Here is a 13,858-nt window from a genome sequence, read left to right as displayed (position 1 = left end):
CGGCAAGGGCAATGCGGCGCGGCCGGCGGCGCTGGTCGAGATGATCAAGGCCGGCGCCTGCGCGCTGAAGCTGCACGAGGACTGGGGCACGACGCCGGCCGCGATCGACAATTGCCTGTCGGTCGCCGACGATCACGACGTCCAGGTGATGCTGCATTCCGACACACTGAACGAGTCGGGTTTTGTCGAGGACACGGTGAAGGCCTTCAAGGGCCGCACCATTCACGCCTTCCATACCGAGGGCGCCGGCGGCGGCCACGCCCCCGACATCATCAAGATCGCGGGCCTGAAGAACGTGCTGCCGTCCTCGACCAATCCGACGCGGCCGTTCACGCGCAACACCATCGACGAGCATCTCGACATGCTGATGGTGTGCCACCATCTCGATCCCAGTATCGCGGAGGACCTCGCCTTCGCCGAAAGCCGCATCCGCAAGGAGACCATCGCGGCGGAAGACATTTTGCACGACCTCGGCGCGCTCTCGATGATGTCGTCGGATTCCCAGGCGATGGGCCGGCTCGGCGAGGTCATCATTCGCACCTGGCAGACCGCGGACAAGATGAAGAAGCAGCGGGGTGCCTTGCCGCAGGACAAGGGCAAGGACAACGACAATTTTCGCGTGAAGCGCTATATCGCCAAATACACCATCAATCCCGCGATCGCCCATGGCGTGTCAAAACTGATCGGCTCGGTGGAGAAGGGCAAGCTCGCCGATCTCGTGCTGTGGTCGCCGGCCTTCTTCGGCGTCAAGCCGGACTGCGTTATCAAGGGCGGCTCGATCGTCGCCGCTCCCATGGGCGATCCGAATGCCTCGATTCCGACCCCGCAGCCGGTGCATTACCAGCCGATGTTCGCGGCGTTCGGCAAGTCGCTGACGGCGTCATCCGTCGTGTTCACCTCGAAGGCGGCGGTCACGGCGGGCCTCGAGCGCAAACTCGGCATCTCGAAGGAGCTTTACGCGGTGCAGAACACGCGGGGGAGAATCTCGAAGAAGAGCATGATCCACAATGATGCGACCCCCGAAATCGAAGTCGATCCCGAAACCTACGAAGTGCGCGCCGATGGCGAGCTATTGACCTGCGAGCCCGCCGAGGTGCTGCCCTTGGCGCAACGCTATTTCATGTTCTAAGGTCGTTGCCCGCCCCTTCGGAAGCGGGCGTGAATACCAGAGAAATATCGGGAGCAAGCTCGTGATCTACGTCATTGCCACCACGCCCATCAAGCCGGAGTGCCGAGAAGACTTCATCAAGGGGCACAAGGCTTGCATCCTCGAAACGCTGAAGGAAAAGGGCTGCCTGTCCTATGAGGGCCATGTCAGCGTCAATGATCCGAACCTCTATGTCGTGGTCGAGCGGTGGGAAACCCGCGATGACCTCAATGCGCATGGGCGGGCGCCGCACATCAAGGCCTGGCGCGAATATTCGACGCCGCTGCGCGCCGCGCCAACCGTGCTCGAGATCATCAGCGACGGCAAGGTCGAAAAGTTCTGATGCGTCTTTCGTGTTTCGCTCGGGGTTGATGGCATGATCCGCGCGACAAAAGTCAAATCGCAGCATCGCTGGCAGGACGCGCCGGCCGACACGGTCGTGCTCGACTTTGACAATCGCCACCGGCGGCGGATGGCGATGACCGGCACCCGCGGCCTCGAATTTCTGCTCGACCTGGAACACGCGGTGGCGCTGCGTGGCGGCGACGCGCTGGTGCTGGAGGATGGGCGGCTCATCGAGGTGGTCGCGGCTGCCGAGCCTCTGCTCGAGATCAAAGGCCGCGATCCGCAGCACCTGGTCCGCATCGCCTGGCACCTCGGCAACCGGCATCTGCCGACGCAGATCATGGCAAAGGGGCTGCGCATCCGCCGGGATCACGTCATCGCAGCCATGGTCAGGGGATTGGGCGCGCGCGTGATCGAGATCGAGGCGCCGTTCGACCCCGAGGGCGGCGCCTATGAAGGCGGCAGCCATGCGCATGGGCATGGCGAGGCGGATGACCACCATCACCACGGCCATGCGCAGGATCACGCCGCGGAGCATCGTGCGCATCACGCGACGCACGATCACGCCCATGGTCATGCGCACGGCCATGACCACCATCATCACCAGCACGATGAGCATTGCGGTCACGCGCATCACGACCATGCGCACGATCACGCTCATGGCAGTCACTCCCATGCTCATGACCACGACTAGGCCGGAGCCTCCAGGGCTCAGCGGCGGAATGGCCGCGGGCGAGGCGGCGGCGCTCTATCGGCTGATGACCTTCTTGTCGCCGGCGTTTCCGGTCGGCGCCTTCTCCTATTCCAGCGGCATCGAGTGGGCGGTGGAGGCCGGCGACATCGTCGATATGGCCTCGTTGGGCGACTGGCTCGCGGCGATGCTTGGCGACGGCTCCGGCTTCTGCGACGGCCTCTTTTTGTGCCAAGCCTACCGCGCCGTCGCGGTGGCGGACGACCGCGCGCTGCGCGAGGTCGCCGAGCTTGCTGCGGCGTTCGTGCCGTCGCGCGAACGGCGGCTCGAGACGGTGGCCCAGGGGCGGGCCTTCATCGACACCGTCAGTGCCGCATGGTCCTGCGACGGCCTCGACCAGGCGATCACGTGCTGCGAGGCCCCGATCGTCTATCCGGTCGCGGTCGGGCTGGTCGCTGCGGCGCACGCGATTCCGCTTGCAGCTGCGCTGAATGCCTTCCTTCATGCGCTGGTGTCCAACTGGATTTCCGCCGGCGGCCGTTTGATTCCTCTCGGCCAAACCGATTGCCAGCGTCTGCTCGCGATGCTGGAGTCGGCGGTCATGGCGACGGCGCAGCGCGCGCTGGCCGCGACGCTGGACGATCTCGGCACCGCCACCTTCCGCGCCGATCTCGCAAGCCTCCGGCACGAAACGCAGTATACGAGGCTGTTCAGGTCGTGATCCATTCTCCGCCGTCGTTCCCGCGCAAGCGGGGACCCATAACCACCGACCTCGGTTGTTGCACGCGGTGTCTGCCATCGTGCGCCATTGAGATATCACGCGGTATGGGTCCCGGCGTTCGCCGGGACGACAACAACTTAGGAATTGTCTAATGGCTAAATCTCACGGACCCCTTCGCGTCGGCGTCGGCGGACCGGTCGGCTCCGGCAAGACCGCGCTGATGGATCTGCTCTGCAAGACCATGCGGGAGCGCTATGACATCGCCGCGATTACCAACGACATCTATACCAAATGGGACGCGGAGTTTCTGGTGCGCTCGGGGTCCCTGACGCCAGACCGTATCGCCGGCGTCGAAACCGGCGGGTGCCCCCATACCGCCATTCGGGAAGATGCCTCGATGAATCTGGCCGCCGTCGCGGACATGCGCGCAAAATTTCCCGGCCTGGACGTGGTGCTGATCGAATCCGGCGGCGACAATCTTGCCGCAACTTTCTCTCCCGAACTGGCCGACCTCACCATCTACGTCATCGACGTCGCCGCCGGCGACAAGATCCCCTCGAAAGGCGGCCCCGGCATTACCCGCTCCGATCTGCTGGTCATCAACAAGATCGACCTTGCCCCTTACGTCGGCGCGTCGCTGGAAAAGATGGAAACCGACGCCCGCCGAATGCGCGGCGAGCGGCCGTTCGTCATGACCAATCTGAAGAAGAGCGAGGGGCTGGACCGCATCGTGCGCTTCATCGAAGCCAAGGGCGGGCTCGGATCTTAAACCTGATGGCTTCTGCTGAATCGATCTGACCTCGAACTCCGGTACCCGCTCGGGCAGGGGCACCCTCGACGTTGCTCCGGTTCAATCTCGACTCATCAAGCTTTCGCTCTCGCCTGCCCCGACGTCCGTTAACGCTAATGACAGGCACGAACCGGGCCGGATCGACCGGTCGAGGTCATCCGGAACAAATAAGCCTCGAGACCGTTATCATCTTCCGGATTCTGCTTGGGGGCGAAACTTGGGCAGGGCGATTAAGCAACAAAGTGTACCGCGATTGCGTACCGTTGACGGCCCCTCATTATACTTCCGCTTGGCTCTCGTTCCCAGTTGCTGAGTTGGCCTTCCGGCGGACCTTCGATGACCACCCGACCTCCCTTCCGCCAACCCCAGATACCCGAGTAGGCGTGTGGCTCGGCTGGGCTTCATCATCGGCTTTCTTGCACTGATCGGCGCGTCGCTGTCCGGGCTTGCGGCCTACCGTGTCTATCGTCAGGAGCTTGCGATCGACGGCATTGCACTCGCGCGGGCGATCGATGTGAACGCCAGCCTGGTTCAGGATCGTCTGACCGAGCGCGAACTCTTGGCGCGCGTTGCCTCCGGCCTGTTCCGCGCCCCCTCGCTCACCAAGGCCAATATGCTGGAGCCGCTGAGGTCCGCAATCTACGCCTTCAAGACCGACTTCGTGGTCGCCGGTTGGATTGCACGCCTGTCGCCGAACGATCTCGACACCGCCCGCAAGGAGCTCGTCAAGGCCGGCTTTCCAAACCCGACGATTCGTGATTTCGACGACAAGCCGCTGGACCCGCGCGCGCTCGACAAGCCGATCGACGTGCTCATGGACCTCGAGCCGCGAAATGCAGAGACCAAAGCGCTGCCGGGACGCGCGCTCGATCGCAATCCCTCGCTTGGGCCGGTGCTCGCGCGCGCGCTCGCGGAGGCAAGACCGGTGTCCTCGGACCCGACGCCGTTGCTGCGTCCGAACGGCCCGATGGGGCTTGTGCTCGTGGCGCCCGTGGTGCAGGAGGGCGCCACCGCGCCGGTCGGGTTCGTGACGTTCTTCTACGAGCTCGGTCCCCTGATGCTCACCAATGACGACCTGTCATTGTTCTCGGTGGCTCTGAAGGACCCGCGCAGTGCCGATGGCGAACTCATCGCCAACGAGCAGGGCGTCGTGACCGCGCGCACCAGGAGCGCGGATGATCCGGCACCGTCGGCGACGCGCACATTGGTGTTCGGCAATCGCGACTGGTCGCTCGACTACTACGCCAAGACCAACGCGCTCCGGCGCGCCGAGCAGCTCGCCGGCATCGTCGCGGTGATAGGTGTCGCGCTGACTGGCATTCTCTGCGGCCTGTTCGGCTATGTCGCCTACAACAATCTGCGGCTCAGCCGTGAAATTCAGGTCAGGATCGGTTTCGAGCACCGGCTGACCGCCGTCATCGACGAGCTCAATCACCGCGTGAAAAACATTCTCGCCGTGATTCAGTCGATCGTGACGCGCACGCTGCGCCATGGGTCGGACATCGATAATGCGCGTGAGCTGCTGATCGGGCGCATCCACGCAATGTCGAATGTCGTCACGCTGCTGAGCGAGAGCCAGTGGCAGGGCGTGCAGCTGAAGGGCCTGTTCGAGGCGCGCGCGATGCCGCACCCCGAACGCATCGCGATCGGCGGGCCGGATATTGCCGTCAGCGCGCGGGCGGCGCAAAGCCTCTCGCTGCTGTTCTTCGAGCTGGCCTCGCATTCCGACGAGGGGCTCTCGCTGGTCGGCAAGCACCCCCACATCGTGGCAAAATGGGACGTCACCGGAGATGAACCCGACGCGGTGTTTCACTTCCGCTGGGAAGAGTTCAACACCAGCGAGCTCACGCGCCGCCCCGACAGCGACTTCGGCCTGATCCTGCTCGATCGCGTGGCGCCGGAAGCGCTCGGTGGAACGTCAAAACGCTATTTCACCGAAGTGAGCTATGTCTACGAACTGGTCGCACCGATGGCGACCGTGGTCGACATGACCGAACGCGACCGCACAGAACAGTTCTCTGCGCCGGTGCGGCCGGCGCGTTGAGATCCCGCAAGAGACGTAAGGCTCTGCCTCGGACTGATGAAGACCGGGCGGAGCGGCCGGGCGTGGCGGCCGCTGCGCCAGTTGTTGCGGGGGCGGTCAGCCGCCGCTGCCGCCCATGACCGCCCGCACCGTCTCGTCGGGGCCAAAATCCTCGGCGCCGTCAACATAAAGCAGCGCCGCAAGTTTCGAGCGCGCGCGATTGACGCGGCTCTTGATCGTGCCGATGGCACAGCCGCAGATCATCGCCGCATCCTCGTAGGAAAAGCCGGAGGCGCCGACCAGGATCAGGGCTTCCCGCTGGTCCTGCGGAAGCTTGTCCAGCGCGGCGCGGAACTCCTCGAATTCGAGGTGCGCGCCCTGCGCCGGCTGCGTCTTCAGCGTCTTGGCATAATTGCCCTCGGCGTCCTCCACCTCGCGCCGCCGTTTGCGGTAGTCGGAGCGGAACAGGTTGCGCAGGATCGTGAACAGCCACGCCGGCAGGTTGGAGCCGGGCTGGAAGGAATCGATGTTGGCGAGCGCCCGAAGCAGCGTTTCCTGGACGAGGTCATCGGCCCGATCCGCATTGCCGCAAAGCGAAATCGCGAATGCGCGCAAGCTCGGAACCGACGACAGGATGTCGTCGCGAAGGCTATCTGTGAGAGGCATCACTCCCTCCCGTCATTCTGGCCATTATCGTTTCCGCTTTCGCCCGCCTTGGGCGTTGCCGCCGGCCCGTCGAGCTTGCGGACCAGTTCCACGAACCGATCCGGTACACCCTGGCGAACAACATCGTCGTACATCGCGCGGAGTTGATGGCCGATTCTCGACTGAATCTCGGCACTGAGTCCGCCATGCTTGCCCGGCGCCGCATTCTTGCTGGCTTGAGACTTTAAATCACTCATGATTGCGTTCCACGTTGGTCCCCGCGAGTTAAGTCCCTGTAGCTCAAGAATTATTGTCGATTCCGAGGCCTTTCGCAGGAGGCTAATTCGAACTTCGCCGAAAAGTTCCAGCCCGATATAGGAACTTTTTTCGGTGTTGGGCGTAGTCAGGCGTCAGGGGGAACCGGGGCCACCCCTTTGGATGCATGGCCCAAGAATTGGGATGGAGTAGGGATGACCCGATCACAGGTTGTTGCTGAACATTTACCTCTGTTACGACGCTATGCCCGGGCCCTGACCGGCAGCCAGGGGTCGGGTGATGCCTATGTCGGGGCCATGCTGGAGGCCCTGCTGCAGGATGCTTCCCTGCTCGATGAGCGGTACGGCGCACGCGCCGGGCTGTTTCATCTGTTCACCCAGATCTGGAACTCAGTCTCGCTCAACGACAATGCCGAGGTGACGACCTTGCCGTTGCCGCCGGAACGTCGGTTGTCGAATATTACGCCGCTGCCGCGCCAAGCGTTCCTTCTGTTCTCGCTCGAAGGTTTTTCGGAACAGGAGGTGGCCTTCATTCTCGGCGTCGAAGTGACCGAAGCGCGCAGGCTTGCCGAGACCGCGGGACGCGAACTCGCGGCGGAGATCGCGACCGATGTCCTGATCATCGAGGACGAGACGTTCATCGCCATGGATCTCGAAAGCCTGGTCAAGAATCTCGGCCACAACGTCATCGGCGTGGCGCGAACCCATTCCGACGCCGTCGCGCTGGCCAAGAACAAGAAGCCCGGCCTGATCCTTGCCGACATCCAGCTTGCCGATGGATCGTCCGGACTTGATGCCGTCAACGAGTTGCTGCGCACCTTCGAGGTGCCCGTCGTGTTCATCACCGCCTACCCCGAACGCTTCCTGACCGGCGAGCGTCCTGAGCCGGCGTTCTTGATCTCAAAACCGTTCCAGCCGGCGATGGTGTCGGCGGTCGCAAGCCAAGCCTTGTTCTTCCAACGCAACTCGCGCAATCGCGTTCCGAAGGCGGCGGCGTCCTGATCGCGGGGTGGTCGGCATTAAGTCTTGTTCAGCGCGCCCAAGTGGCGCGCTTTTTTTGCACCGGTGTGTTGGGTTCGATTCTAGTAGGCGTTGAGCGGACGCAAAAAATAACCAGGGCGCGACTGACATCATCCACAGTCGCGCCCTGGATCGCCGGTCAATGGGGGCAGGGGGGAATAACCGGCTGCCGGGATGACGCACAGCGTCAGGAGTTGTTCCTGTTTCGCGCGAAAAAATCTTAAGACACGGTTAAGTGATCGCCCGTCCGAAAACCTCCATCCCACGACCAACGTTAGAACACTGACCGCTTCAGGGCCCTTCCGCCGATCTGAAATTCGAAAGCAGTGAAGGCAGCTTCGCGCCCAAGGACCTCGACACAATCTCGGGTCGAGAGTGGCAACAAGGATAACAGGTTAGCGGGTACCCTTCACTTCGAAAAGCTCGCGAAGGTGGGGTGCTGCAACAGAGTGCATGTTTGAAAAGTGGGCGCGAGCCATGTCCAAATTGAAAAATCTGCGGACCGGAATCCTGGGTGCCATCGCCTTTTCGCTGAGCTTTGGCGCCGTGCAGCTGGCCTCGGGCCATGATCGGGCGAGCGGCCTTTCCACAAGCTCGGACAACGACGTCAACCGCGCGGTAAAGTCTGACCGCATCGGCAAGCTCGTTGCGTCCGTGCCGATGCGTACCTATTCGATTCGGCCCGAAGGGCTCGCCAACACCTCGGTCGTGATCCGGATTCCACTCCGTCGTGAGACCGAGAATGGCGACCCGGCCAAGGACGTGACGAAGAAGCCGATCGCCTGCGAACCCGTGGTCAGCGTGCTGACCGAGATCGCAAAGCAGCTGCAGCCCGGCCGCTGCGTCACCTGACGTTGACGAAGCGGGGCTGAGACGAACCCGCGACCGCGGCTCAGTCTTACTGGATGCTCCTCATCTGAGGCCCCCAACCGGCGTCGTGGTCATCGAGCGACCATCATTGTCCGGATTTGCCACGCAAGAGCGGCTCCCGAGAGCGCCATTCCTCAGAGTAGCGATCCCGGCAACGCCGCGCGTAGCCGGTGAATTTAAGACTAGCCCAAAATGATTGCGCGTCTGGAGCCGCTGCTATTCCGCCGGCGCCTGATCGGCGACGCTGTGCCGGCTCGCCAGCAGCCCGAGCGCGATACCGCCGATCGCCAGCAACGGAAGCAGCCGTTTCATTCCGACCGTGCGGGCCACCTGAAGCCCCATCGCCATGACCGTGGGATCGGCGAGTGCGGCGTAGGCGGCCGGCTTCTGCCTTTCGTGCCTTTCGCTGGCACGCCTCGCAGCCCGTGACTTGCGGATCGCATAGGCGGCCATCGCAATCATCGCGACGATGAAAAAGACCGCTGCGCCTGCAAGGCATGCCGAGACCGGGCCATACGCCTTGAGCACAGCAACGAACGCTGCTGCGCACAGGAACGTGACGGTGATGAAGCCGGCGAACGCGATCACGACGGCGAGCGAGGACAGCTGCAACGCGGTCCTGGTCGAATCCTTGATGTCCTCAACGACGCGCTGAAACACGGATCGCCTCCCACGCGAAATGAACTTCCGACGGTTCGATCGGCCGCATCGTCACTACCTGCGCCACGTCACGCCGATCAAAAAGCCAAGACCCAGCGCAAGGCCGACGGTTGCAAGCGGGCGGTGCGCAATAACATCCTCCAGCGCTTCCTCGAGCGAGCTTGCGGTGTCCTGCGCGGCGTCGAGCCAGGCGCCGCCGCGTTCCGACGCGTCGTCGATGGCGGCGTTCACGTTGGCTTGAGCCTGCGTAAAACCCTGTCTCGCCTGGCGTCTCGCGGCGCCGCCGAAATGGCTGATGGTGTCGGCGATCTGGTCTGCAAGCGACGCAATATCCTTTCGCACCGAGCTAACGTCCTTCTGCAGGCGCTCGAACGTGTCGCTGTCCGCGATCTCTCTGAGGCTTCTGATCGTATCGCTGCTCGGCATCGGGCCCTCCTTCAAATCATCCAAAGCGGGAAACGCGCCGCCATGTTCGAGAGTTCCATCAGTGCTCAATCTCCGGGTAGCTGTGGCGAATTGTCCTGCATCAGATGCTCTTTCAGGACCAGTCCTACGATCAGGAGCGGCGAGGCCAGGAACGCCCCCATCGGGCCCCATAGCCAGGTCCAGAATGCAATCGCGAGGAATACCGCCAGCGCGTTCAGCGCGAGCCTGCGGCCGATGATGGTCGGCGTGATGAAGTGCCCCTCGAGGAAGGCGATGCAGGCAAAGGCGAGCGAGGCGAGCAGCCCGTCCCCGAGCGTCGGGAATGAGATGATGCCGACGGTCGTCAGCACTGCGAATGTCGCGATTGGTCCGATGATCGGAATGAAGTTGAGAGCGCCCGCCAGCGCGCCGAGGCCGGCCGGGCTCGGCATGCCGGTCAGCACGCAGACGAGGGTGGTCGCGATGCCGAGGCCCGTGTTGATCATCGTGACGGTCAGCAGATAGTGGCCGAGCTGGGTCTCGATCTCGTTGAGAATGCGCAATGTCTGCAACCTGGCCTGATGATCGGCAAAGGTGAGGATCAGGCCGCGGCGCAGATCCCGCCAGCTGGCCACGAACAGGACGAGGGTGGCGAAGAACAGCAGGAATTCGGTGAAGGTCGGGGTCAGGAACTCGACCGTCGGCTTGACCCAGTCCACGTCGGGCATGTGCCAAGAGCTCAGGAAGTTGGTGCCTCCGAGGAAATGCTGCAATTGCCCCCAGAGTGCGAGCGGATAGTCGAACACGTGCAGCCTGTCCTTCAATCGCGCGGCGAGCTCCGGCAGCCGCGTGCTCCAGTCGAGCACCGGCGAAGCGATCAGTCCGACCAGGAAAGCAATCGCGGAGCCGAGCGTGCCCACGATCAGAACCGCCGCGACCCCGCGCGGCATTTTGTAACGCTCCAGCAGGTTGGCCGCCGGCGACAACATGGTGCCGACCACGAAGGCCATCACCACCGGGAGCAGAAAAGCCTTGGCGAGAAAGAGAACGGCAATGATGCTGATGATGAGCAGTCCAACCAGCGAGAAAGCGAGCAGGTCGGTGCGACGAATGGCGATCGGTCTCGCGCTGCCATCGTCCGGCTTCGGCGCGCGCGACAACAACCGTTCACTGGGAGGGATACGCAAGCTGATTCCTCCCGCGGGCGGAAGCTTCGACTCCAGAGGATGGACTTTGAGAGAAAGTGCTCGTGCGGGCGGCCAACGCGGATCAGGCCGCGCGGGTTCCATCGCGAAGACGTGAGAGGGTGATAGGAGGGTGGTTCAGAAATTCGCTTCATTCTGGCTACAATTGCCGCGAAACGATTTTCTGAGCCCAAGCTCGGGTTTTCGACCGGAACACGACGTGCTGCAGCCGCGTTGATGGAACCGGCAATGTCCAGGGTGGCTCGCGTGATACATTGGCTTCCAGCGAGGGATAGCTTTTTGCGGGACGCGGCGGGCATCCATGCTGTTGCCCGCGACATGGCGGCCGCCGCGATCCCCATTCCGCCGAGGCGCTCATGAGTTTTGGGCCCGGCAGGCGCATGATCATGGCGGCGGTTTGTACCGCGGCTCTCGCGCTGGCGCCCTCGGCGCGTGCGGAAGATTTCTTTTCGGCGTTGTTCGGTGCGATCGGCCGAGGCCTCCAGCCACCGCCGGGCCAGCCTCCCTTCGGAGGCGACCCGTCGCAGACCCCCGAGCCGCTGCATCCGCGCGCCTCGCTTGGCGGGCCTGCGTGGTGCGTCCGGACCTGCGATGGACGCTACTTCCCGATCGCGCCATCGGAGCAGAGCCGCGCGGCGGTCTGCAGCAATTTCTGTCCCGCAGCCGAGACCAGGGTGGTGTACGGCAGCAGCATCGATGCCGCGGCGACCGAAGACGGCAGGCCTTATTCGCAATTGCCGAACGCATTCCGCTACCGCGGTGAGCTGGTGGCAGGCTGCACCTGCACCGGCCATGATAAAGTGGGCCTCGCGCAGATACCGATCGAGGACGATCCCACCCTGCGCAGGGGCGATCTGGTCGCCGGCCCCAGCGGCGGGCTGAGCGCGGCCTCCAACGACGCCTCGCGGCGCGCCCAGTCCAGCCTCTCGCCGGCACCGGATGCGGTCCGCGCGCGCTGATTTGATCACGCCGCGCGGATTTTCCCGAGAAAGGCGGTGACCTGGTTGCCGAGCGCCTGGCTCTGCGTCTCCAGCGTCTCGGAAGCGCGCTTCACATCCTCGGACGCCGAAGCCGCGGTGTCGGCGTTGGACTTGACGCCGCTGATGTTCTCCGTGACGTTCTTGGTGCCCTGCGCGGCATACTGCGTCGAGCGGGTGATCTCCTGCGTCGCTGCGCCCTGCTCCTGAACCGCGGCGGCGATGGCGGTTGCGACCTCGTTGACCTCGCCGATGATGCTGCCGATGCCCTGGATCGCGTCGACCGCGTCGCCGGCGACCTTCTGGATGTCGGCGATCTGCTCGGAAATCTCTTCGGTCGCCTTGGCGGTCTGGCTGGCCAGCGACTTCACCTCGGAGGCGACCACGGCAAAGCCGCGCCCGGCTTCGCCTGCGCGCGCCGCCTCGATGGTCGCGTTCAAGGCCAGCAGATTGGTCTGGGCCGCGATCTGGTTGATCAGGCCGACCACCTCGCCGATGCGTCCCGCGGATCTTGCAAGGCCCTGCACCGTGTCGTCGGTCTGCCGGGCCTTGTCGACAGCGCGGCTGGCGATACCGGCGGCATGCGCGGCCTGCTGGCTGATGTCGTTGATCGAGGCGCTGAGCTCTTCGGCCGCGGAGGCGACGCTCTCAACGCTCATCGACGCCTCGCCCGAGGCGCGCTCCGCCACCTCGACCCGCGCGTTGGTCTGCCGCGACACGTCCGACAGTCCGGAGGAGGTCGTCCGCATCTGATCCGAGGCATGACCCAGCTGCTGCAGGGTCTCGGCGACCTGTCCCTCGAACTCGCCGACATAGCCCTCGATCATGCGCTGGCGAAGTGCCGCGGCGGCGTTGTGCTCGCGCTCCTGCGCTTCGATCTCGAGTTTTTCGGCGGCCTGCCGCTTGAAGGTCTCCAGCGCGCCCGCCAGCGCGCCGATCTCATCGCGGCGATGGTCATAGCCGGTCTTGACCGTGAGGTCGCCCGCGGCCACCTGCAGCATCGCATCGCGCATCCTGTGCAGGGGGCTGATGACGCGGCGGCTGACCAGGATCATGGCGCCGAAGGTGAGTGCGATCGAGGCCACCAGCAGCATGAGCTGGACGATCAGCGCGCGCAGCGCCGCTTCATGCTGAGCGCCGGCATACGCCTTGGCTTCGTCGAGCGCGGCATCCGCGACGGCAACGGCAGCGGCGAGGCGGCCTACCGTCAACGGGCTCCATTCGTTGGCGACCATCTCCGGCTTTGCGGTGGTCGCCAGGGCTTCAACCAGGTGGTCGCGCAACGCGGTATATTGCGGATCGAAATAGGCGGACTTGGTTGCGTCCATGGCCGAGACCAGCGAGGGAAGCGGCTTCATGCCGCCCATGGCTAGTCCGAGCGCCTTCCAGGCCGTCTCGGCGCCGCCGGCCAGCCTGATATAGGCGAGGCGGTTTTCCGGCGACACCTTGCCGGCGGCCAGTCCCGTCGAGACGATCAGCGAGGCTTCGCCCGCGGTGTTGCGCAGCAGCCAGGCGGTCTGCTTGACCATCAACAACTGGTCGATGACGGCGTCCTGGTGATTGACTTCGGCGGCCAGAATGCCGGAGATCCTGTCGAGCGTTTCCAAGAGCGCGGTTTCGGTGTCCATATACTCCTGGCCGAGGGCCGCGCGGCGGGAGGCTTTCGGCTTGCTCATCTCCTCCCAGAATTCCTTCTGCGCGGCGACAAGCGTCTTGTGCAGGCGGTCGAACTCGGCGAGCAGCGTCTGCTTCTGCTCGAACTCAATGGTCGGCAGGATTTCGAGCGCCCGGCTCATGGCGGGCATTTCCGAATCCCGGAGGCCCCGGACATAGCGCTCCATGTCGCCTTCGAGTTTGTCGTCATAGGCAAGGACCCGCTTGGTCGTGGTGCGGTCGGCACGCATGCGATCCATCGCCTTGAACAGGCTCGCCGATACGTCGACGATCGTCGCGATCCGGCTCGTCACGGTCCGCCGCGCCCAGGAATCCCAGGCGCTCCGCGAGAAGCCGATGATGACGAACAGCGCTGTAACGAGGATGACCGACTTGAGCAGGGTCGCAGCCGAGAGGCGATTCAACATCCT

At 64.0% G+C, this 13,858-nt stretch carries 15 protein-coding genes; 9 read left to right on the top strand and 6 right to left on the bottom strand.

The window, feature by feature from the left end:
* From JOZ76_RS07875 to JOZ76_RS07850, 6 genes are all read left to right on the top strand, one after another.
* Positions 1-1,129: urease subunit alpha (locus tag JOZ76_RS07875; protein WP_291698061.1), on the top strand; the 1,129-nt coding region annotated here is incomplete at its 5' end.
* A 61-nt stretch (positions 1,130-1,190) separates the two neighbouring features.
* Positions 1,191-1,490 (top strand): putative quinol monooxygenase, encoded by a 300-nt coding sequence (locus JOZ76_RS07870; RefSeq protein ID WP_291698060.1) that lies wholly within the window; start codon positions 1,191-1,193, stop codon positions 1,488-1,490.
* Between the two features lie 33 nt (positions 1,491-1,523).
* Complete coding sequence (gene ureE, locus JOZ76_RS07865; RefSeq protein WP_291698059.1) at positions 1,524-2,186, top strand: urease accessory protein UreE; 663 nt, start codon at positions 1,524-1,526, stop codon at positions 2,184-2,186.
* Entirely contained in the window at positions 2,167-2,904 is a 738-nt protein-coding gene (locus JOZ76_RS07860; protein ID WP_291698065.1) for an urease accessory protein UreF, read from the top strand. Before ureE ends, JOZ76_RS07860 begins: the two co-directional genes overlap by 20 nt.
* A gap of 94 nt (positions 2,905-2,998) precedes the next feature.
* Positions 2,999-3,673 carry an urease accessory protein UreG gene (ureG, locus tag JOZ76_RS07855; RefSeq protein WP_291698064.1) on the top strand — a complete coding sequence of 225 codons (675 nt, stop codon included), beginning with the start codon at positions 2,999-3,001 and terminating at the stop codon, positions 3,671-3,673.
* 406 nt (positions 3,674-4,079) lie between these two features.
* Positions 4,080-5,738, top strand: coding sequence for a CHASE domain-containing protein (locus JOZ76_RS07850; RefSeq protein WP_291698058.1), 1,659 nt, complete (start codon positions 4,080-4,082; stop codon positions 5,736-5,738).
* 96 nt (positions 5,739-5,834) lie between these two features.
* On the opposite strand, the gene JOZ76_RS07845 is transcribed toward JOZ76_RS07850, so the two are convergent.
* Both JOZ76_RS07845 and JOZ76_RS07840 read right to left on the bottom strand, forming a co-directional pair.
* Positions 5,835-6,383 carry a sigma-70 family RNA polymerase sigma factor gene (locus JOZ76_RS07845; RefSeq protein WP_291698057.1) on the bottom strand — a complete coding sequence of 183 codons (549 nt, stop codon included), beginning with the start codon at positions 6,381-6,383 and terminating at the stop codon, positions 5,835-5,837.
* Entirely contained in the window at positions 6,383-6,619 is a 237-nt protein-coding gene (locus tag JOZ76_RS07840) for a NepR family anti-sigma factor (protein ID WP_291698056.1), read from the bottom strand. Before JOZ76_RS07840 ends, JOZ76_RS07845 begins: the two co-directional genes overlap by 1 nt.
* 213 nt (positions 6,620-6,832) lie before the next feature.
* Here JOZ76_RS07840 and JOZ76_RS07835 point away from each other — a divergent pair, with 213 nt between their 5' ends.
* Both JOZ76_RS07835 and JOZ76_RS07830 read left to right on the top strand, forming a co-directional pair.
* Positions 6,833-7,639, top strand: a complete 807-nt coding sequence (locus tag JOZ76_RS07835; protein ID WP_291698055.1) for a response regulator — start codon at positions 6,833-6,835, stop codon at positions 7,637-7,639.
* Positions 7,640-8,134: 495 nt separating this feature from the next.
* Positions 8,135-8,509, top strand: coding sequence for a hypothetical protein (locus tag JOZ76_RS07830; RefSeq protein ID WP_291698054.1), 375 nt, complete (start codon positions 8,135-8,137; stop codon positions 8,507-8,509).
* Positions 8,510-8,743: 234 nt separating this feature from the next.
* Here JOZ76_RS07830 and JOZ76_RS07825 read toward each other — a convergent pair whose 3' ends face one another.
* The 3 genes from JOZ76_RS07825 to JOZ76_RS07815 all read right to left on the bottom strand — a co-directional run bounded on the left by JOZ76_RS07825 (position 8,744) and on the right by JOZ76_RS07815 (position 10,779).
* Positions 8,744-9,187, bottom strand: a complete 444-nt coding sequence (locus tag JOZ76_RS07825) for a hypothetical protein (RefSeq protein ID WP_291698053.1) — start codon at positions 9,185-9,187, stop codon at positions 8,744-8,746.
* Positions 9,188-9,241: 54 nt separating this feature from the next.
* Positions 9,242-9,613, bottom strand: a complete 372-nt coding sequence (locus JOZ76_RS07820) for a DUF883 family protein (protein ID WP_291698052.1) — start codon at positions 9,611-9,613, stop codon at positions 9,242-9,244.
* 65 nt (positions 9,614-9,678) lie between these two features.
* A complete protein-coding gene (locus tag JOZ76_RS07815; protein WP_441299994.1) occupies positions 9,679-10,779 on the bottom strand; it encodes an AI-2E family transporter in 1,101 nt (366 codons plus the stop codon).
* Positions 10,780-11,153: 374 nt separating this feature from the next.
* Here JOZ76_RS07815 and JOZ76_RS07810 point away from each other — a divergent pair, with 374 nt between their 5' ends.
* Positions 11,154-11,756, top strand: a complete 603-nt coding sequence (locus JOZ76_RS07810; RefSeq protein ID WP_291698051.1) for a DUF2865 domain-containing protein — start codon at positions 11,154-11,156, stop codon at positions 11,754-11,756.
* Between the two features lie 5 nt (positions 11,757-11,761).
* Here JOZ76_RS07810 and JOZ76_RS07805 read toward each other — a convergent pair whose 3' ends face one another.
* The gene (locus JOZ76_RS07805; protein ID WP_291698062.1) at positions 11,762-13,855 is read right to left on the bottom strand and encodes a methyl-accepting chemotaxis protein; all 2,094 of its coding nucleotides are present in this window, start codon (positions 13,853-13,855) and stop codon (positions 11,762-11,764) included.
* Positions 13,856-13,858: the final 3 nt, after the last annotated feature.

The sequence above is a fragment of the Bradyrhizobium sp. genome, from assembly GCF_019244115.1.
In the GTDB taxonomy this organism is placed as follows: Bacteria; Pseudomonadota; Alphaproteobacteria; order Rhizobiales; family Xanthobacteraceae; genus Bradyrhizobium.
This window is presented reverse-complemented; position numbering and strand designations above follow the sequence as displayed.